Here is an 18,183-nt window from a genome sequence, read left to right as displayed (position 1 = left end):
CCGCCGGCTGAGCCGCGATGGCCCAGTCGGCGGGGGCTCGCCGTGACCTGGCAGCGCCGGGAAGGTCCTACCAGGTCAGGTCGATGGGCGCCCGCTACAGCGTGCGGTCGGCGCCGGTTCGCGGGGGCGGTGCGGCCGCCAGGGCCGCGTTCTCCGCCGCGGTGAGCTGGCGGGCGCGCAGCACGAAACGCATGCCCTGGCCCGCTTCCAGTGATTCGGCGCTGGCCTGCCCGCGCACCGCGTCGACGGTGAGGTGGGTGTCCTTCCAGCATTCGAACTGCTCGGGGCTGATCCAGAACTCGGTGTGCCAGCTGAGCCTGCCCAGCAGCACGTCGGCCTTCTCGATCGGGAACTGCTTGGCGGACAGGCACACCGGCGCGACGTCGTCGTCACCGCACTCGCCCGCCTGGCGGAACAACACCGGGCCGTTGTCCTCGATCAACCGGCGCAACAGGGTCTGGGCGCGTTCGGTGATCTCCACACGGTGGATCCGGTTCTGCATCAGAACATCCCGAGTTTCGTGGTCGAATAACTGACCAGCAGGTTCTTGGTCTGCTGGTAGTGCCCGAGCATCATGGCGTGGTTCTCCCTGCCGAACCCCGACTTCTTGTAACCGCCGAACGCGGCGTGCGCGGGATAGGCGTGGTAGCAGTTGGTCCAGACCCGGCCCGCCTTGATGCCGCGGCCCAGTCGATGAGCGGTGTTGATGTCGCGGGTCCACACGCCCGCGCCGAGGCCGTAGAGGGTGTCGTTGGCGATGCGGACGGCCTCGTCGACGGTGTCGAAACGGGTCACCGCGACCACCGGTCCGAAGATCTCCTCCTGGAAGATCCGCATCGTGTTCTCACCCTCGAAGATGGTGGGTTCGATGTAGTACCCACCCGGCAGTCCGTCGACCTTGCGTGCTTCCCCTCCAGTCAGCACGCGGGCGCCTTCGGCTCTGCCGATGTCCAGGTAGGACAGGATCTTCTCGTACTGGTCGTTGCCGGCCTGCGCGCCGATCATCGTCTCGGTGTCGAGTGGATGACCTGACACGACGGCCTCGGTGCGGGCGATGCAGCGGGCGAGGAATTCGTCGTAGATCGACGAGTGGATCAGCGCGCGTGACGGGCACGTGCACACCTCGCCCTGGTTCAGGGCGAACATCACGAAGCCCTCGACGGCCTTGTCGAGGTAGTCGTCGTCGGCCGCCATCACGTCGGGCAGGAAGATGTTCGGGCTCTTGCCACCCAGTTCGAGGGTGACCGGAATGAGGTTCTCGCTCGCGTACTGCATGACCAGCCGGCCGGTGGTGGTCTCGCCGGTGAAGGCGATCTTGGCCACCCGCGGGCTCTGCGCCAGCGGTTTGCCCGCCTCCACGCCGAAGCCGTTGACCACGTTGAGGACTCCGGGCGGTAGCAGGTCCGCGATCAGCTCGACGACCAGCAGCAGGGACGCGGGTGTCTGCTCGGCGGGTTTGATCACCACGCAGTTGCCCGCGGCCAGCGCCGGCGCCAGCTTCCAGGCGGCCATCAGGATCGGGAAGTTCCACGGGATGATCTGACCGACGACGCCGAGCGGCTCGTGGAAGTGGTAGGCGACGGTGTCGGGGTCGATCTGGGAGATCGTTCCCTCCTGCGCGCGCAGGACGCCGGCGAAGTAGCGGAAGTGGTCGACGGCCAGGGGTAGGTCGGCGGCCAGGGTCTCGCGGACCGGCTTGCCGTTGTCCCAGGTCTCGGCGACCGCCAGCGGCTCGATGCTGTTCTCGATCCGGTCGGCGATCTTGGTGAGGATGTCGGCGCGCTCGGCGGCCGGCGTCGCGGCCCAGCGGTCGGTGGCGCGGTGCGCGGCCTCGAGGGCCATGTCGATATCGGCGGCCGTCGACCTGGCCACCGCGCAGAAGATCTCCCCGTCGACCGGCGAGGTGTTGTCGAAGTAGCGGCCTTCGATGGGGGCGGCCCAGTCACCTCCGATGAAGTTGTCGTATCGGGCGGCATAGCTGACGATGCCGGTATCCGATCCGGGTTTGCCGTAGATCATGCGTCTCGCTCCTCGCGACCTCTGCGTGGTGGAACACACTATGGTCGGCGAAGGTTGGTACGAGGTTGGTGAGCGAGTTCGCCCAGGTCAGCCCTGGCGTGCGGTGTACAGGCGGGCCGTGACGACGGCCCTGCGGACGTCGTCGCGGGGGAGCAGCAGCAGCGCGTGCTCGTGGATCGCGATGTCGCCGGGGCAGCGCTGGCCGAAGGCGACGGCGTGCTCGGCCCGGTCGCTGTTGAGCACCGCGTTGCGGATGCCCACGTCGAGGTGCGCGCGCCACTGTTCGACACCGGGCAGGTCGGACCCGGGCAGCAGCGGCCCGCGGTAGAGCCACAGCGCGGAGGTGAGGTCGCCGCCCTCGATCGCGGCGAGCAGGTCGACCGCGTCGCAGGACACCGGACCGGTGAGCATGTAGCGCCGGTTGGCGATCTCGCCGCGGGTGGCCCGGCGCAGGTGCGAGACATCGGCTTTGAGCGTGTTGAGCGACACCGCGCGGTCGCCGTAGACCGCGGCGTGCAGTTGTTCGGGCGTGTAGCCCTCGGGTTCGAGCGCCAGCAGGGCCAGGATCTCCAGCTGGCGCGGCGGTAGTGGCACCGGCCTGCCGTCGCGCAACAGCCGTGCGGCGCCGAGACATTCGAGCCGGACGCCGGGGGCGGGCGCCGGCGCCTCGGCGCGCAGCATCGTCTCGACCGCGGTGACCAGGGCCCGCACCGAGGTCATCACCATCGGATGGGAGCGTTCCCAGGTGGAGGACAGATCGAGGACACCCACCTGTCGGCCGTCGGGGCCGTGGATGGGCGCGGAGTAGCAGACCCAGCCGTGCAGCGCGGCGACCAGGTGTTCGGCGGAGAAGACGGTGACGGCCTTGTCGTCGTGCAGCGCCAGCGACAGGCCGTTGGTGCCCATGTGGCTCTCGTCCCACACCCCGCCGGGCGCGAAGTTCACCGCCTCACCCTGGCGGCGCAGGGTCCGATCGCCCGCGGTCCACAGGATGGTGCCCGATTCGTCGCTGACGACGGCCAGATAGCCGGATTCCTCGGCCATGCCGCGCAGTTGCCCGGCGAGTTCGGTGACCGGCCTGCGCAGCGGCGACTCCGACCAGCGGTCGCTGATGTCGTTGAAACCGGGGGCGACGGTCTGCGCCGGGTCGACGGTGTGCAGCGACCGCTGCCACGACTTGGCGACCTCCTCGCGCACCGGCCCGGTGTCGCGGGGCAAGTGCAGCGGGCGCGAGGGCGCGGCCAGCTTGTTCCACTGCTTCTCGAGCGCGCCGCGATAGTCCGAGAGCCGGTCCGGCCTGGGCGAGCCGGCGATCGGGTCGTCGTGTGCGCCCACGTTCACTCCCTGCTCGTCGGTGGCGCCTACCTGTCTATCAGCTGGGCCACCGCGGTGTGCACCGTTTCCCGGAGGACGACCGGGTCGCCGGTGCATGCCCTGTCGTGGCGGCTTGACGCCGCCGTGGCCGGCTATTTGTTCAGGAACAGCCCGGGGATGTCGGCGTTCTTGATCGGGGTGTCGATATTGCGCTGGCCCGCGCACAGCAGGTCGACCTGCACGATCATCGAGTCGACCTGGGCGCCCGACGGTGCGGAGCCGTTGCGCTCCTCCATCGCCTTGGCGATGGTGATCCGCTTGGTGTCGGACTCCTGGTTGATGTAGTCGCGGCAGGTGGTGTCGCCGCCCTGGTTGAGCACCTTCTCGACCTCGGCGCAGCCGCTCGCCAGTGCCGCCAGCACCGCGACGCCGACGGCGACGGCACCGGTTCGGGTGGTGGCGTGCATGGTTCCTCCTGAGGGTCGCGCCGCGCGGGTGCGCGTCGAGTGGGCTCCAGCCTAGGCGGTCGGTCTCAGCCGCGGTGGATCCGCAGCGGAACGAGCAGTTCGGCGGCGGTGAGCGAGCCGTGATGGCCCACCATCATCGACTGGAGCGGTTCGGCGCCGGACCGGATCACCCCGGCGTCCCCGCGCGCCGCCACGACCAGATCGCCGATCCGGTAGGCGGATTCGGCGGTGACCGTCGGCCCGAACCAGCCCGCCTCGATCGCCGCGGCGCGGGTGTGGATCAGGAAGTCGGCGCCGAGCACGTCCGCCCAGGTGTCGGCCACATCGGCGGTCGCGCCGTCGGCGGTGTAGACGTGCCGGGCACGGGGTTCGCCGGCGAGCTCGGCGACGCCCGCGGACAGGTGCGGGTGGGTGTCGAAGTCGATCCGCTCGGTGAGTTCGACCATGCCGTGGTCGGCGGTGACGATCAGCGCCGAGCGGGCGGGCAGGCGCGCGGCCAGTTCGGCGGCGATCCGGTCGACGTGGGCGAGCTCGAAGCGCCAGGCCCGCGAGGCGGGACCCCGCGCGTGCCCGGTCGTGTCGAGTTCCGAATGGTAGGTGTAGACCAGGGTTTTCGGGGCCGAGCCGAGCGCGTCGAGCACGCCGTCGATCAGGTCGCCGACGGAGAAGGTCGCCCGGAATCCGCCGCCGCGCCACCCGGCTCTGGTCAGGCCCGAGCCGTCCTGGTAGCCGGGCGCGACCTGGATCGCGGCGACGCCCGCGGCGGCGGCGCGCTGGAAGACGGTGGGGTGCGGCTGGATTCGTTCCGGCGGGAAGGTGGCGAGGGCGTCGATCTTGGGGCCGGCGCCGTTGAGCTGCCAGCGCAGGCTGTTGAACAGCCGCTGCTCCTCGGGCAGGCGCAGCAGATAGCCGACGATGCCGTGCTCGCCCGGCGGCAGGCCGGTGCCCAGGGTGGTGAGGCTGGTGGCCGTGGTGCTCGGGAAGCCCGCGGTCATGGTGGCGGGCGGCAGGCTCGACAGGAACGGCGCGATGTCGGCGTGCTCGGCCAGCGCCTGCGCGCCGAGCCCGTCGACGAGCAGCACGCACACGTGGTCGACGTCGAGATCGAGGCCGAGCCGGTCGGTCTCGCCGTCGACGCCGAGGCAGGCTAGGGCCGAAGGAAGGAGGTCGGCGAGGGAGGACTCGCCGTAGCGCGGGGTCAGCAAGAGTTGGTCGTTCACGCCTGTCCGGTTTCGAATCGGCTGATCAGTCCGTCGCGCAGGACGAACCGCCAGGTGGTCCGCATCGAGCCCCAGCGGCTGTTGGTGTAGTCGGCGGTGAGCTCGAGGCCGTCACCGTCGACCGACTCGACCGCCAGTCGGCCGTTGCTGCTGAAGATCTCGGCCTCGGTCCACTGCGCGAGATCGCGTTCGACCCCGTCGTCGGACATGGTCGCGTCCTCGGTCAGCACGCCGTAGAAGCGGTCGGTGTCCTGGGCGTTGAGCGCGTCGACGAACGCTTCGACCACGGGATCGAGTTTCGCGGTGGCAGACATCGGCTCTCCTGCTCGGGTGACACACGACGGATGACGGTGCACCCCACTGTAGGTGAGCGCGCGGGCTCGGCCGGGGGAATACGCGATGGCGCGTCAGGCGCCGGTGGAGTGGGCGGCGACGAGGTCGGCGAAGGCACGCATGATGGTGTCGACGAGGACGGGCGCGGTGGTGCCCATCTGCTCGCTGCGCTTGACCAGGTGCCCGTCCAGCCACAGCGAGGCCAGGCCGTGGGCCAGGCCCCACCAGGCGACGGTGAGGGTCTCGGCGCGGTCGGCGGGCAGCACACCCGCCGCGACGGCCTCGTCGATCGTGTCGGCCAGGACGTGGAAGGCGGTGTCGCCCGCGTCGCCCGCGTCGGGGTGTTTCTCGGGCTGGGACAGTTCGGGCCGGAACATCAGCCGGAACTGCGCCGGGTGGTCGCGGGAGAACCGCACGTAGGCCTCGGCGAGCGCGGTGAGCGCGTCGAGCGGGGAGCTCGCCGCGGCCTTGGTCGCGGTGAGGTCGGCGGCGAGCCGCTCGAAGCCGTCCACCGACAGGGCCGACAGCAGCGCGGCGCGGTCGGCGAAGTGGTGGTACGGCGCGCCGCTGCTGACCCCGGCCTCGCGGGCGACGCGACGCAGGCTGACCGCGGCCAGGCCCTCGCTCTCGATCAGGCGCAGGCAGGCGTCCATCAGCGTGGCCCGCAGGTCGCCGTGGTGGTAACGGGTGCGCTTCACCCTCCGAGCGTAAGCGAGACGCTCACGGGAATCGGCACTGGACAGGAAATCTATGCAGTGTTTAGATTATTTGAGCACCGCTCAGATGGGCGGGTGCCCCCCGAAGGACGAAGGATGAACACCATGACCACTCGGGTATTGGTCACCGGCGCGACAGGTTTCGTGGCCGGCCACTGCATCGCCGAACTGCTCGAGCACGGCTACGCCGTCCGCGGCACCGTGCGTGACCTCGACGCGCACGCCCGCCGCGCGCACCTGACCGACCTCGCCCGCCGCACCGGCGGTGATCTCGAGTTCGTCGCCGCCACCCTGGACGACGACGCGGGCTGGGCCGAGGCGGTGGCGGACTGCGACACCGTGCTGCACGTCGCCTCGCCGTTCCCGTCCGCGCCGCCGGACGACGAGCAGGCGCTGATCGGCCCCGCCGTCGACGGCACCCTGCGGGTGCTGCGCGCCGCCGCGGCCGCGGGCGTGCGGCGCGTGGTCCTCACCTCGTCGGTCGCCGCGGTGGCCTACGGGCACGACACCGATGCCGTCCGGACCGAGGCCGACTGGTCGGTGGTCGAGCGGGTTCCGGCGTATCAGAAGAGCAAGACCCTCGCCGAGCGCGCCGCCTGGGACTATGTCGCATCACTCGACGGCGGACTCGAACTCGTCTCCGTGAATCCCGGCATGGTGCTCGGCCCGCTGCTCGACGCGACGACCAGCACCTCGCACGAACCGATCCGCCGGCTGCTCACCCGCGATGTGCCGGGCTCGGTGCGCACCGGCTGGACCCCGGTCGACGTGCGCGACCTGGCCGTCGCGCATCGGCTGGCGATGGAAGTGCCCGCGGCGGTGGGCAACCGGTACATCTGCGCGGACGAGCCGCTGTGGATGGGCGAGCTGGCCGCGATTCTCGACCGGCAATTCGCCCCGGAGGGCTTCCGGGTGCCGACCCGGGTGCTGCCGAACTGGCTGGTGCGGCTGGTCGCGGTGTTCGACAAGAGCGTCGCGCTGACCATCCCGGTGCTCGGCCGCACCGAGAACGTCAGCGCCGACAAGGCCCGGCGCGAACTGGGCTGGACCATGCGCCCGATCGAGGACACCATCCGCGACACCGCCGACAGCCTGATCGCCTTCGGCATCGTCACCGCGCCCGGTGCGCGCCGGGCGGCAACCGCCGCACCGGCCGGAACCCGGTGAGCGGGAGGAGAAGACGATGCTGATCACCGCCCTCGTCCTCACCCTCGTCGGTGTCCTCCGCCGGAGTCTGCGTGGTCGCGCGCCAGGTGACGCACGGTCCACCGAGCGGATGCCGGTGCGACAGCGCGTCGAGCGCGTGACCGCCGCGGCACGGCGCACGGCGACGCGCGTGGTGCGGGAACCCCTGCCCGCGCTGTCGGCGGCGGTGGCCGGCCTGGGACTCGCCGTGGTCGGCACCCACCTGGCCTGTTCCGGAACGGCCTGAGGGTCAGCGCCATTCCTGGCGCTGGAGATCCAGGATCACCGGGCGCATGAGGGTCGACACCTGCGGGTCGACCGCCCGGCGGTCCGGCGGGAACACGGTGGCGGCGGTGAGGGTGTTGTCGTCGAGGGAGCGCAGCGGGCCGGGGGAGCGCAGGGCCGGGGCCGGGGTTGCGCCGACGGCGGCGAGGACGAAGCCCCAATCGCCGAAGCTCGGGACGTCCACGTGGTACGGCGTGGTGCGCAGCCCGGCCGCGCGGAGGGTGGCGTCGATGGTCCAGAACGAGCGCGGGGCGAAGAACGGCGACCCGGACTGCACCACCAGCCGGGCGCCGGGTGCCAGCACGTTCGCGGTCATCGCGTAGAACTCCTGCGAGTACAGCTTCGCGACCGAGGTCTGATCCGGGTCGGGCAGGTCGACGATCACCGCGTCGAAAAGACCGGGGGCACCGCGTAACCAGGTGAACGCGTCGGCGGTGACCACCCGCACCCGGGGGTCGTCGAAGGAACGCTGGTTGAGCGTGGTGAGGCGCTCGTCGGCGCGGGCGAGCTCGATCATCGCCGGATCGAGCTCGACCAGCGTCACCTCGGCGACATCGGGGTACCGCAGGATCTCCCGCAGCGCCAGGCCGTCCCCACCACCGAGCACCAGCACCGAGCGGTGCGCGCCCGCCAGCACCGGATGCACCAGCGCCTCGTGGTACCGGTACTCGTCGACCGAGGAGAACTGCAGTCCGCCGTTGAGATAGAGCCGGGTGTCGGTGGTGCCGAACGGCGAGAACGACTCGGTGAGCACGATCTGCTGATACGGCGTGCGGGTCTGCCACACGATCGGATGCGCGAACAGCGCCTGCTGGGCGGTGGCCTCGAACCGGTCGGCGTAGAGATAGGTGCTCGTGAGCCCGCCCGCGACGACGACGGTCGCGACGACCAGCACGCGCCGGGCCGTGCGGGTCATCTGCGCGCGAAAGAAGAAGAACGCCAACGCCAGTCCGGCGGCGGCGTTCACCACGCCGACCACGAGACTGCCGCGGATCTGCCCGAACACCGGCAGCAGCAGGAACGGGAAGGCCAGCCCGCCCAGCAGCGCGCCGACGTAATCCGCGGCGAACAGGTCCGCGACCGCGCCGCTGGCCTCCTGCCTGCGGATCTGCTGGAGCAACTCCATCAGCAGCGGGATCTCGGCGCCGATCAGCATGCCGATCACCGCCGCCGCCAGCACCAGAGTCCCGGTGTAGACATTGAGCCAGGCGTAGCTGGCGTACAGCGCCGCCACCGACAGCCCGCCGATCACGGCCAGCGCCAGTTCGACCGCAACGAACGCGGCCGCGGCCTGGCGGCGCAGCGGTTTCGCGGCCAGCGCGCCCACACCCATCGCGCACACCATCACGCTCAACGTGATCGACGCCTGCGCCGCGGTGTCACCGATCAGATAACTGCCGAGGGTGACCAGCGACAGCTCGTACACCAGACCGCAGGCCGCGCAGACGAACACGGTCGCCAGCAGCGCCGCCCTGGCCAGGCGGTGCACCGGCATCAGGTCAGGCCCGCGGCCACCACCAGCGCGACCGCGACATGCGCCGACGCCGTGACCCACACCGCCGGATGCGGTTCCGGATCGGCGACGACGGCCCGGAAGGCGCCCGGGGTGAGCGCGTCGAGCAGTACGAACGCCAGGGCCATCGCGGCCAGGCCGATCACCCCGTAGATCGCGCTCGCCAGCAGTGCCTGCAGGATCTTGCCCTCGGAGGTCCAGATGGCGGTGGCCACGATGATCCCCACGCCGAACAGGTTCGACGCGAGCAGCGTCGCGGCGTTGCGGTTGCGCTCTAGCCAGATCTGGGCGCGCAGATCACCGGGGGTGAGCAGGTCGACGACGCCGAAACCGACGGCCATCAACACGATTCCCACCGCGGAGTAGGCGAGCGCGGCACCCGCGTCCGCCGCCAGGTCGGCGAGCATGTGTGTCCTCCTGTGCTGTGTGACGATGTACTACTTGCCGCCCTGGTCGCTGCCGCCGCCGCGGAAGTCGCCCGCCGCGGAACCGCTGTTCCATCCGTAGGTGCTGGTGTGCGTGTGATGGCGGCGGGTGCCGTTGGCGAGGCTGTCGACCAGCACCAGCGAACCGCCCGCGTGCGGCGACACCGCGACCAGGTCCTTGTCGAAGCGCAGGTAGTGGTTGTCGCCGGTATTGCGGCGATCGCGGGGGTCGGTGGCCTTGGCGATGGCCGCGGCAACGGCGGCGGGCGCGGCGGCCGCGGTGAAGGCGATGCCGTCGTTGACCTGATCGAGCTGGCGGGCCCGCTGATAGCGCTCGGCCACGAACTCGCGCGGATTCTCGTCCCTGGTCACCACGACCACCACGATCACGGCGACGATGGCGACGACCACGGCGCAGACCCCCGCCACGATCCATCTGGTGCGATTCATCGTCACGCTGTGCGAAACCCTCCCCGTACAAAAACTGGGCGGACTGTATCACCCGGCACGGGCGCATCGAAAACCGTTGCGCCCGTCGCGCGCTGGTCAGTCGGCGGCGGGAAGCCAGTCGCGGGCCGGATCGTATTCCAGCCAGCGGCGTTCGCCCGCCGTCCGCACCAGGGCGGCGAGCAGGGCGTCCACCTGCGGCGATGCGGGGCCGGTGCGCCAGATCAGCGACCACGCGTAGAGCGGTGTCGGCTCCACCAGCGGGATCGCGCGGACACCGGGGACCTCGGGCGTCTCGACGTCGGCGGGCAGCAGCACGAAGCCGCGGGGATCGGCGGCGAGCGCGGACAGCAGCGGGGCCAGGCCGAGATTCGGGGTGGCGCGGTGTTCGCCGATCTGAAAACGCTCGGCGAAGCGGGCCAGGAAATCGAGGCGGTCCAGGGCCGCCGGCGTGTGCAGGACGCTGTCGCGCAGCTGGTCTGGACGCAGTTCGGGCGCGGCGGCCAGCGGATGGTCCGCGCCGAGCAAGACGTCGACCGGTTCGAGGCGGATCAGCCGATGGGTCAGGCCGGGCGGCAGCGGGGGATGGACCCGGCCGAATCCCGCGTCGATATCGCCGTGCGCGAGCGCGGCGGCGACGGCGGGTAGGTCACGACCGTGCCCGGGTTCCAGCGGTGGCGAGCCCGGTGCGGTGGCGAGCCCGGCGAGCGTGCGCAGCGGTGCGTAGAGGTGGCCCCACACGTCCACGCGCACGGGACGCTGCTCGTCGAACAGCGCGGCGACGGCCCGATCGTTGGCGTCGAGGGTGTCCTGCGCGCCCGGCAGGAAGCGGGCGCCGTCCTCGGTGAGCCGCACGCCCTGATGGTCGCGGTCCAGCAGTCGCACGCCGAGGGTCGATTCCAGCCGCGCCACCCGTTTGGACAGCGCCTGCTGACTCAGCCCGAGCGCCGCCGCGGCGTGCCCGAAATGCCGTTCCTCGGCGACGAACACGAACGCGCGCACCGTCGCGAGATCCAGATCCACAGTCGTCCACCCTAGCCGGAGAGCCGTACTGCCAGCGGCGACAACCGATCGTTGTCGGGAGCGTCACCGGGTTGTTGGCCGGTCGGTGCGGGGCGGCGGTTCGCTGGGGTCATGCAGCGTTTGATTCCGACAGGCGACCCGCAGCGGCCGGTCGCGTTCACCGAGGCGGCCGAACCCGTGCCGCGGCCCGACGAGGCGCTGGTGCGCGTCGCGGCCTTCGCCCCGAACCGGGGCGAGACGTTCCTGCTGGAGGATCCGCGCCCGGAGCTGTTGCCGGGCAAGGACATCGCGGGACTGGTCGTGCAGGCGGCGGCCGACGGCTCGGGTCCGTCGATGGGGACCCGGGTGGTCGGCCATCCGGCGCTCGGCGGCTGGGCCGACTACGTGGCGGTGCCCACCGACGCGCTCGCCGTGCTGCCCGACGCGCTCGACGTGGTGACGGCGGCCGCCCTGCCGCTGGCCGGGACTACCGCCCTGCGGTTGCTACGGGCGGCGGGCCCGGTGGCGGGTGCGCGCATCCTGCTGACCGGGGCCTCCGGCGGGGTGGGCCACTACGTCACCGAGCTGGCCGCCGCCGCGGGCGCCGACGTCACCGTCCTCACCGCGACGCCCGAACGGGGCGAGCGCCTGTCCACGCTCGGCGCGACCCGGGTGGTGCACGAGATCGCCGCCGCGGCAGGCCCGTTCGACCTCGTGCTCGAGTCGATCGGCGGTGCCGCGACGGCCGCGAGCCTGGCGCTGCTACGGCCCGGTGGCACCCTGATCTGGTTCGGTCAGGCCAGTCGGACCCCGGTCACGCTGAACTTCTTCGACTTCTTCGCCGGGCCGGAGAACGCGACGATCCGCCACTTCCATTACGCGGGCGGACCCTACGGACGCGATCTCGCCACCCTGGTGCGGCTGGTCGCCGAGGGGCGGTTGCATCCCGAGATCGGCGTGGTCGCCGACTGGTCGGAGACCGCGCGCGTGCTCGTCGACCTGCGGGAGCGCCGGGTGCGCGGCAAGGCCGTCCTGACCACGAGCGCGGGCCGATGAGCGCCGAACTGGTCGACGCCCTGTTCAGCCGGGCCACCGCGGCGGGCATCGATCCGCACGACTACCGGCGGGTCTGCGCCGATATCGGCACGCCCGCCGACTGGGCGCCCACCTGTGTGGCGGCCGCCGACAGTCACCGGAACATCCCCGGCTCGGCGATCACGCGCGGCCACCACCTGCTCCTGGCGGCCCGCTGGTCGCACCTGGCCACGCTGGTGCCCGACGACGGATACGCGGACGCCGCGGCGGCCGCGGATGCGGCCGCCGAACAGGGCTACTCCCTGCTGGATCCGACCACCCGGCGGTGTAGCGGCCCCGGTTTCACGGGCATCCTGCGCGGTCCCGCCGCCGCCGTCGGCACGGTGATCGTGGTGCCCGGCCTCGATTCCAGCAAGGACGAATTCCATGTCCTCGCCGACGCGCTCGTGGCCCGCGGCCTCCGGGTTCTCGCCCTGGACGGTCCCGCGCAGGGGGCCGCTGTCGCCACCTCGACGCTGGACCTGGACTACCCGGCGGTCGTCGCCGCGGCGATCGACACGCTGGGTGTCGCACGGGTCGGCGTCGTCGGTCTCAGCCTCGGCGGCTTCTATGTCGCGGCGGCCGCGGCCCGCGACCCACGCATCGTCGTGGCCGCCACCGTGAGCGGACCCTACCGACTGGACTGGCGGCACCTGCCCGACCCCGTTCGCGACCTGATGACCCGCCGGGCCGGATCGCGAACCGCCGCCGCGGCTTTCGCCGCGACCGTCGACCTCACCGACCTGGCACCGCGCGTGCGCTGCCCGCTGCTGGTGGTCGACGGTACCGACGACGCGATCCCCGGCGTCACCGACGGCGCCGCCCTGGCCAACGCCGCACCGCAGGGCCGCTACCTCCGCATTCCCGGCGGTGACCACCTCGTCGGCAACCACCGGTCGGCCTGGCTGCACACCGTAGCCGACCATCTCACCGAAGGACTCGCATGAACCGCTACACCGACCGCGTCGCCCTCGTCACCGGCGGCACCAGCGGCATGGGCCTGGCCACTGCGCGCAGGCTGATCGCCGAAGGCGCCCAGGTGATCGTCACCGGCCGCACCGAGGACCGGGTGCGCGCCGCGGCCGCCGACCTGGGACCGCGGGCCACCGGAATCGCCGCCGACACGGCCGATCTCGACGCACTGGACGCGCTGACCGACACGCTCACGGCCCGCTTCGGGCGGCTCGATCTGGTCTTCGCCAACGCGGGCGCAGGCACCTTCGCGCCGTTTCCCGAGATCACCGAGGAGGTGTTCGACCACGCGGTCGCGGTGAACCTCAAAGGCGTCTTCTTCACCATCCAGAAGACGCTGCCGCTGCTGGCCGCGGGCGGGTCGGTCGTGCTCAACGCGTCGTGGACCCTGCACCGCGGCGACAGCGCGCTCACCCTCTACGCCGCGACCAAGGCCGCCGTGCACAACCTGGCCCGCACCCTGGCCACCGAACTCGGTCCGCGCGGGATCCGGGTGAATTCGATCAGCCCCGGCTATATCGATACCCCCATGTCCGCGGCCGCGATGACCGAGGACTTCGCGGCCGTGGCGGCGGGCCGGGTGGTGGCGGGCCGGTTCGGCACGGCCGAGGAGGTCGCCGCCCTGGTCGCCTTCCTCGGATCGGCCGAGGCGTCCTATGTCACCGGGCAGGACATCATCGTCGACGGCGGCCTGGTGGCGGCCTATCCGGGCTGACCGGGCCTGCGCCAGACCAGGGTGTAGCGCCACATCAGGCGCCGGCGGATCTGCGCGCCCGGTAGCAGTTCACCGGTCACCGCACGGATCTCGGCCAGCGTTTCCCGCGGGTCGCGGACCGTGGCGTTCGGGCCGCCCAGCGAGCCACGGCGCCACCAGTCCAGGCCGCGGATCGCGGGCAGCAGCGGGAGGTAGTGGATATCGGTGAGGGGGTGCATCTTCCAGAGGCCGACCACCGCGAGGGTGCCGCCCGGGGCGACGAGGTGACGCAGGGCTGCGACGCCGTCGCGGACGGGAACATGGTGCAGGGTGGCGACGGCGGTGACCATGTCGAAGGTGTCGTCGAGATCGCGGAAGTCGGCCTGTTCCAGGTGCACGTTGGGGGCGGCGGGCGCGGTGGCGATGACCTCGTCGTCGATGTCGACGCCGAGGACGGCGTCGCAGCGGGTGGCGAGTTTGCGGGCGAGCAGGCCGTCGCCGCACCCGATGTCGAGCGCGGTGCGGGCGTGGGCCGGGACCTGATCGAGGATCCAGGGGTGGTACTGCGTGTTGTGATTCCAGTAGGGGTCGGTCGACATGTCACGACAACGGCCGGGATCACGCGGGGGTTCCGGCCGGGAAACCCCGCCGCGCGCAGGCGGTTTCGGTGACCTAGCCGCGACCGGCCGCGAAACCGGCCAGCCAGCCGGGGAACTGGGTGAGGTCGTCGAGGACGACGTCGGCGCCGGCGGCCCGCAAGCCGTCGGCGTCGTACGGACCCGTCGTCACGCCGACGGCCAGGACGTCGGCCGCCTTCGCGCCGCGCATGTCACCGGCGTGGTCGCCGACGAAGACCGCCGCGGACTCGGCACGCAGGACCTCGGCCTTGGCGGTGGACCAGAGATCACCGGCGAGGCGGTCGACCTCCCAGCCGAGGTGGTCCAGGTGCAGCCGCGCGTTCGGCTCGTACTTACCGGTGACGACCAGCGTCCGGCCGCCACCGGCGCGCACGGCGTCGAGCGCGACCGTCGCGCCGGGCAAGGCGGGGATGTGCGGGACGACGTCGGGGTAGAGCGCGCGGAACCGGGTGACCAGGTGGGGGATCAGATCGTCGGGCGCGCCCGCGTCGGCGAGCAAGGTGGCCAGCGGCGGTCCGAGGTGGTCGGCGAAGTGGCTGCCCACCATCGGCAGGTCGAATTCCCGCGCCAGGGTGTCGATCGCGACGGCGACGCCGGGACGCGAATCGATGAGGGTCATGTCCAGATCGAAACCGACGGTGAGGGTCACGAGCCGAGCGTATCGGGATCCGGTCGAATCCCGCGCTGACGGGCTGATTCACGTGGAACGGCGCGTGCACTCACTGCCGAAAATGCTTGGGGGAGTGCGATTGTGCGATGCACTGCGTGTATCACCGCAGGCAGTGCAAGAAGTATGGCGGTTTCGTGGTGACCGAGAGCCGGTGCGGTCCCGAGCATATTCGGCGGTGTCAAGAGGAGGAATCAGCGGTCACCAGCAGTGGCCGCAAAGATGCATCGACTGCCATCGTGAAGGCACGACCGTGCCGTGGCCGAGGGTGGCTGGGGGCGATGCACACGGCTCCGGGGAGATATCCGGGGTGCGGACAAACCAATGGCAAGGAGGGAAAACCACCCCTTGCCACACTCAATTTATAACCCACCCCGGGGCTTGCGGCAAGACCCCCGTCCTCCTGCACAATCGCCTGCCGAAGCCATGACCAGCGAAAACAAGGGGCATTGATGATCGACGTGATCGTCGCGGGCGGCGGACCGACCGGGGTGATGCTGGCGGGCGAGCTGCGGTTGCACGGCGTCCGGACGCTGGTGCTGGACCGGGATCCGGCGCCGACCCCGGTGGTGCGGGCGATGGGCTTGCACGCTCGCAGTCTCGAGATTCTGGGGCAGCGCGGCCTGCTGGACCGATTCCTCGCCGTCGGGACGACGCACCCGCTCGGCGGCTTCTTCGCCGGGATCGTGAAACCCCAGCCCACCGGCCTCGACACCACCCACCCGTACGTGCTCGGCATCCCGCAGCCGGTCACCGAGCGCCTGCTGACCGAGCACGCGCTGGCCCTCGGTGCGGAGCTCCGGCGCGGTGCCGAGGTGGTCGGGCTGACGCAGGACGAGGACGGCGTCGATGTCGAGCTGGCCGACGGCACGCGGCTGCGCTCGCGCTACCTCGTCGGCTGCGACGGGGGCCGCAGCACCGTGCGCAAGCTGCTCGGCGTCGCCTTTCCCGGCGAACCCAGCCGGGTCGACACCCTGCTGGGCGAGCTGCGGCTGACCGCGTCCCCGGAGACGCTGGCCGCGGTGAACGCCGAGGTGCGCAAGACACAGCTGCGCTTCGGCGCCATGCCGCTCGGTGCCGGCATGTACCGCGTCGTCGTGCCCGCGGCCGGTGTCGCCGCGGACCGGACCGTCCCGCCGTCGTTCGAGGAACTGCGAGAGCAGCTGGTGGCCACCGCGGGCACCGACCTCGGCGCGCACGCGCCGCGCTGGCTGTCGCGCTTCGGTGACGCCACCCGGCTGGCCGAGAGCTATCGCGTCGGCCGGGTCCTGCTGGCGGGCGACGCCGCGCACATCCATCCACCGCTGGGTGGTCAGGGCCTGAATCTGGGTCTGCAGGACGCGGTCAACCTGGGCTGGAAACTGGCCGCGGCGGTCGCGGGCTGGGCGCCGGCGGGCCTGCTCGACAGCTACCAGGCCGAACGGCGTCCGGTGGCCGCCGACGTCCTGGACAACACCCGTGCGCAGATGGCGCTGGTCTCGCTCGACCCGGGCGCGCAGGCGGTGCGCAGGCTGCTGGCGGAGCTGATGGAGTTCGAGGAGGTGAACCGGTACCTGATCGAGAAGGTCGTCGCGATCGGGATCCGCTACGACTTCGGCGACGGGCACGAGCTCCTCGGCAGGCGGCTGCGCGACATCGCGCTGACGGACGGGCGCCTCTACGACCGCATGCATGCCGGGCGCGGGGTGCTGCTCGATCAGACCGGTCGGCTGTCGGTGGCGGGCTGGGCCGACCGGGTCGACCATGTGGTGGAGGTCAGCGCGGAACTAGACGTCCCCGCGGTGCTGCTGCGCCCCGACGGCCACGTCGCCTGGGCGGGGGTGGACCAGCACGACCTGCTGGTCCACCTGCCCCGCTGGTTCGGCGCGGCGCGCTGACCGCGCCCGCCTCAGCTGCTGGCCGCCGCGGTGAACGGCGCCACCACCGGCACCGCGGCGGGCCGCGACGGATGCCGCCAGACCCCCTTGCGCTCCAGGATCGGCAGCACACCCTCGCCGAACCAGTACGCCTCCTCCAGGTGCGGATACCCGGACAGGATGAAGTGGTCGATCCCGAGCGCCGCGTACTCGAGCAGCCGCTCGGCCACCTCCGCGTGCGACCCGACCAGGGCCGTGCCCGCGCCGCCGCGGACCAGCCCGACCCCGGCCCACAGGTTGGGCGCGATCTCCAGGCCGTCGGTGCGCCCGTTGTGCAGCTGCGCCATCAGGCGCTGGCCCTCGGACTCGCTGTTGGCCAGGCTCGCCTGCACCCGCTCGATCTCACCCGGCGCGATGCCCGCCAGCAGCCGGTCGGCCTCGGCCCACGCCTCGGCGGCGGTGTCGCGGCTGATCACGTGGATGCGCAGACCGAAGTCGACGGTGCGGCCCTCGATCGCGGCCAGCCCACGGATCCAGTCCAGCTTCTTCGCCACCGCGTCCAGCGGCTCACCCCAGGTCAGGTAGGTGTCGGCATAGCGCGCCGCGATCGGGCCCGCCGGGCCGGAGGAGCCGCCGAAGAAGACCGGCGGAATCGGGTCGGGCCTGGCACTGAGCAGCGCGTCGCGCACCCGCAGATGCTCACCGGTGAAGCTGATCGGCTCGGTCGACTCCCACAGCTCGCGCACGATGTGCAGGAACTCGCCGGTGCGGGCGTAGCGCTGGGCCTTGTCCAGGAAGTCGCCGTAGGCCTGCTGTTCGCGCGGCTCGCCACCGGTGACGACATTGAGCAGCAGCCTGCCGCCGGAGTGGCGCTGGAAGGTCGCCGACATCTGTGCCGCCAGCGTGGGGCTGATCAGGCCGGGGCGCAACGCCACCAGGAACTTGAGCGTCTCGCTGGTCTGCACCAGCATGGCGGTGGTCAGCCAGGCGTCCTCGCACCAGGCGCCGGTGGGGGTCAGCACGCCCTCGAAACCGTTGTCCTCGGCCGCCGCGGTGAGCTGGTTGAGGTAGCGCAGGGTGGCCGGGCGATCACCGGACATGAAGCTGCCGTGTCCGCCGGCGACCAGCCCGCGCGAATCGCCGTATGTGGGCAGGAACCAGTGGAACGACAGTCCGCGCTCGGTCATGTCCGCCTTTTCGTCGTAGGGAGGGGAATCCGTCCTCGACTCTGACCGGCGAAGGCGACGGCGTCACGGATTCGGATCACCGTGCGCGCAACCCCCGACACGCCATGACGTGGCCCGACCGAACTAGACGTAACCATGCGAAACACGTAACCTCGGCGGAGGCTCGGGC

Annotated in this window: 20 protein-coding genes; 6 read left to right on the top strand and 14 right to left on the bottom strand. The window is 71.5% G+C overall.

The genetic code is table 11. From position 1 onward, the window contains the following. Positions 1-94 precede the first annotated feature (94 nt). The 7 genes from AB0L91_RS22570 to AB0L91_RS22540 form a co-directional block, all read right to left on the bottom strand. Entirely contained in the window at positions 95-502 is a 408-nt protein-coding gene (locus AB0L91_RS22570; RefSeq protein WP_355280293.1) for a DUF779 domain-containing protein, read from the bottom strand. After that, the gene (locus tag AB0L91_RS22565; protein WP_357350247.1) at positions 502-2,019 is read right to left on the bottom strand and encodes an aldehyde dehydrogenase family protein; all 1,518 of its coding nucleotides are present in this window, start codon (positions 2,017-2,019) and stop codon (positions 502-504) included. The genes AB0L91_RS22570 and AB0L91_RS22565 overlap by 1 nt, the downstream gene beginning before the upstream one ends. A gap of 87 nt (positions 2,020-2,106) precedes the next feature. Then, entirely contained in the window at positions 2,107-3,354 is a 1,248-nt protein-coding gene (locus AB0L91_RS22560; protein WP_355280295.1) for a transcriptional regulator, read from the bottom strand. A gap of 131 nt (positions 3,355-3,485) precedes the next feature. After that, positions 3,486-3,800, bottom strand: coding sequence for a hypothetical protein (locus AB0L91_RS22555; RefSeq protein WP_355280297.1), 315 nt, complete (start codon positions 3,798-3,800; stop codon positions 3,486-3,488). 65 nt (positions 3,801-3,865) lie between these two features. Then, positions 3,866-5,020: an alkaline phosphatase family protein gene (locus AB0L91_RS22550; protein WP_357350244.1), complete on the bottom strand. Its 1,155-nt coding sequence runs from the start codon at positions 5,018-5,020 to the stop codon at positions 3,866-3,868. Then, positions 5,017-5,334, bottom strand: a complete 318-nt coding sequence (locus AB0L91_RS22545) for a nuclear transport factor 2 family protein (RefSeq protein ID WP_355280301.1) — start codon at positions 5,332-5,334, stop codon at positions 5,017-5,019. Before AB0L91_RS22545 ends, AB0L91_RS22550 begins: the two co-directional genes overlap by 4 nt. 93 nt (positions 5,335-5,427) lie before the next feature. Continuing rightward, complete coding sequence (locus AB0L91_RS22540) at positions 5,428-6,051, bottom strand: TetR/AcrR family transcriptional regulator (protein WP_365012886.1); 624 nt, start codon at positions 6,049-6,051, stop codon at positions 5,428-5,430. 123 nt (positions 6,052-6,174) lie between these two features. Here AB0L91_RS22540 and AB0L91_RS22535 point away from each other — a divergent pair, with 123 nt between their 5' ends. Further along, positions 6,175-7,236: an NAD-dependent epimerase/dehydratase family protein gene (locus AB0L91_RS22535; RefSeq protein ID WP_365012884.1), complete on the top strand. Its 1,062-nt coding sequence runs from the start codon at positions 6,175-6,177 to the stop codon at positions 7,234-7,236. A gap of 16 nt (positions 7,237-7,252) precedes the next feature. Beyond that, on the top strand, positions 7,253-7,501 hold the full coding sequence (locus tag AB0L91_RS22530; RefSeq protein ID WP_365012882.1) for a hypothetical protein: 249 nt from the start codon (positions 7,253-7,255) through the stop codon (positions 7,499-7,501). 3 nt (positions 7,502-7,504) lie between these two features. On the opposite strand, the gene AB0L91_RS22525 is transcribed toward AB0L91_RS22530, so the two are convergent. The 4 genes from AB0L91_RS22525 to AB0L91_RS22510 form a co-directional block, all read right to left on the bottom strand. Further along, positions 7,505-9,034 carry a polyamine aminopropyltransferase gene (locus AB0L91_RS22525; protein WP_365012880.1) on the bottom strand — a complete coding sequence of 510 codons (1,530 nt, stop codon included), beginning with the start codon at positions 9,032-9,034 and terminating at the stop codon, positions 7,505-7,507. Further along, positions 9,034-9,459 carry a DUF350 domain-containing protein gene (locus AB0L91_RS22520; protein ID WP_365012877.1) on the bottom strand — a complete coding sequence of 142 codons (426 nt, stop codon included), beginning with the start codon at positions 9,457-9,459 and terminating at the stop codon, positions 9,034-9,036. The genes AB0L91_RS22525 and AB0L91_RS22520 overlap by 1 nt, the downstream gene beginning before the upstream one ends. A 30-nt stretch (positions 9,460-9,489) precedes the next feature. Next, positions 9,490-9,927: a DUF4247 domain-containing protein gene (locus AB0L91_RS22515; protein WP_357350232.1), complete on the bottom strand. Its 438-nt coding sequence runs from the start codon at positions 9,925-9,927 to the stop codon at positions 9,490-9,492. A gap of 96 nt (positions 9,928-10,023) precedes the next feature. Beyond that, positions 10,024-10,947 (bottom strand): LysR family transcriptional regulator, encoded by a 924-nt coding sequence (locus AB0L91_RS22510; protein ID WP_365012874.1) that lies wholly within the window; start codon positions 10,945-10,947, stop codon positions 10,024-10,026. 111 nt (positions 10,948-11,058) lie between these two features. Here AB0L91_RS22510 and AB0L91_RS22505 point away from each other — a divergent pair, with 111 nt between their 5' ends. Genes AB0L91_RS22505 through AB0L91_RS22495 form a run of 3 tightly spaced genes read left to right on the top strand, consistent with a single transcriptional unit; the run spans position 11,059 to position 13,687 of the window. After that, complete coding sequence (locus tag AB0L91_RS22505; RefSeq protein WP_365012871.1) at positions 11,059-11,982, top strand: zinc-binding dehydrogenase; 924 nt, start codon at positions 11,059-11,061, stop codon at positions 11,980-11,982. Then, on the top strand, positions 11,979-12,947 hold the full coding sequence (locus tag AB0L91_RS22500) for an alpha/beta fold hydrolase (RefSeq protein WP_365012868.1): 969 nt from the start codon (positions 11,979-11,981) through the stop codon (positions 12,945-12,947). Before AB0L91_RS22505 ends, AB0L91_RS22500 begins: the two co-directional genes overlap by 4 nt. Next, positions 12,944-13,687: an SDR family oxidoreductase gene (locus AB0L91_RS22495; RefSeq protein ID WP_365012867.1), complete on the top strand. Its 744-nt coding sequence runs from the start codon at positions 12,944-12,946 to the stop codon at positions 13,685-13,687. The genes AB0L91_RS22500 and AB0L91_RS22495 overlap by 4 nt, the downstream gene beginning before the upstream one ends. Here the strand turns inward: AB0L91_RS22495 and AB0L91_RS22490 are convergent. Continuing rightward, on the bottom strand, positions 13,675-14,265 hold the full coding sequence (locus AB0L91_RS22490; protein ID WP_365012864.1) for a class I SAM-dependent methyltransferase: 591 nt from the start codon (positions 14,263-14,265) through the stop codon (positions 13,675-13,677). The genes AB0L91_RS22495 and AB0L91_RS22490 overlap by 13 nt on opposite strands. 73 nt (positions 14,266-14,338) lie before the next feature. Further along, a complete protein-coding gene (locus AB0L91_RS22485) occupies positions 14,339-14,953 on the bottom strand; it encodes an HAD hydrolase-like protein (RefSeq protein ID WP_365012861.1) in 615 nt (204 codons plus the stop codon). 470 nt (positions 14,954-15,423) lie between these two features. On the opposite strand from AB0L91_RS22485, the gene rox reads away from it, so the two are divergent. Next, the gene (gene rox / locus AB0L91_RS22480) at positions 15,424-16,848 is read left to right on the top strand and encodes a rifampin monooxygenase (protein ID WP_365012859.1); all 1,425 of its coding nucleotides are present in this window, start codon (positions 15,424-15,426) and stop codon (positions 16,846-16,848) included. Positions 16,849-16,859: 11 nt separating this feature from the next. Here rox and AB0L91_RS22475 read toward each other — a convergent pair whose 3' ends face one another. Then, on the bottom strand, positions 16,860-18,014 hold the full coding sequence (locus AB0L91_RS22475; RefSeq protein WP_365012856.1) for an LLM class flavin-dependent oxidoreductase: 1,155 nt from the start codon (positions 18,012-18,014) through the stop codon (positions 16,860-16,862). Positions 18,015-18,183: the final 169 nt, after the last annotated feature.

Source organism: Nocardia sp. NPDC051833 (assembly GCF_040681225.1).
Lineage (GTDB): Bacteria > Actinomycetota > Actinomycetes > Mycobacteriales > Mycobacteriaceae > Nocardia.
This window is presented reverse-complemented; position numbering and strand designations above follow the sequence as displayed.

Coding starts and splice junctions, on each gene's coding strand:
- AB0L91_RS22570 (WP_355280293.1), bottom strand. CDS start 502: ATGCAGAACCGGATCCACCGTGTGGAGATCACCGAACGCGCCCAGACC.
- AB0L91_RS22565 (WP_357350247.1), bottom strand. CDS start 2,019: ATGATCTACGGCAAACCCGGATCGGATACCGGCATCGTCAGCTATGCC.
- AB0L91_RS22555 (WP_355280297.1), bottom strand. CDS start 3,800: ATGCACGCCACCACCCGAACCGGTGCCGTCGCCGTCGGCGTCGCGGTG.
- AB0L91_RS22545 (WP_355280301.1), bottom strand. CDS start 5,334: ATGTCTGCCACCGCGAAACTCGATCCCGTGGTCGAAGCGTTCGTCGAC.
- AB0L91_RS22535 (WP_365012884.1), top strand. CDS start 6,175: ATGACCACTCGGGTATTGGTCACCGGCGCGACAGGTTTCGTGGCCGGC.
- AB0L91_RS22530 (WP_365012882.1), top strand. CDS start 7,253: ATGCTGATCACCGCCCTCGTCCTCACCCTCGTCGGTGTCCTCCGCCGG.
- AB0L91_RS22525 (WP_365012880.1), bottom strand. CDS start 9,034: ATGCCGGTGCACCGCCTGGCCAGGGCGGCGCTGCTGGCGACCGTGTTC.
- AB0L91_RS22520 (WP_365012877.1), bottom strand. CDS start 9,459: ATGCTCGCCGACCTGGCGGCGGACGCGGGTGCCGCGCTCGCCTACTCC.
- AB0L91_RS22515 (WP_357350232.1), bottom strand. CDS start 9,927: ATGAATCGCACCAGATGGATCGTGGCGGGGGTCTGCGCCGTGGTCGTC.
- AB0L91_RS22505 (WP_365012871.1), top strand. CDS start 11,059: ATGCAGCGTTTGATTCCGACAGGCGACCCGCAGCGGCCGGTCGCGTTC.
- AB0L91_RS22500 (WP_365012868.1), top strand. CDS start 11,979: ATGAGCGCCGAACTGGTCGACGCCCTGTTCAGCCGGGCCACCGCGGCG.
- AB0L91_RS22495 (WP_365012867.1), top strand. CDS start 12,944: ATGAACCGCTACACCGACCGCGTCGCCCTCGTCACCGGCGGCACCAGC.
- AB0L91_RS22490 (WP_365012864.1), bottom strand. CDS start 14,265: ATGTCGACCGACCCCTACTGGAATCACAACACGCAGTACCACCCCTGG.
- rox (WP_365012859.1), top strand. CDS start 15,424: ATGATCGACGTGATCGTCGCGGGCGGCGGACCGACCGGGGTGATGCTG.
- AB0L91_RS22475 (WP_365012856.1), bottom strand. CDS start 18,014: ATGACCGAGCGCGGACTGTCGTTCCACTGGTTCCTGCCCACATACGGC.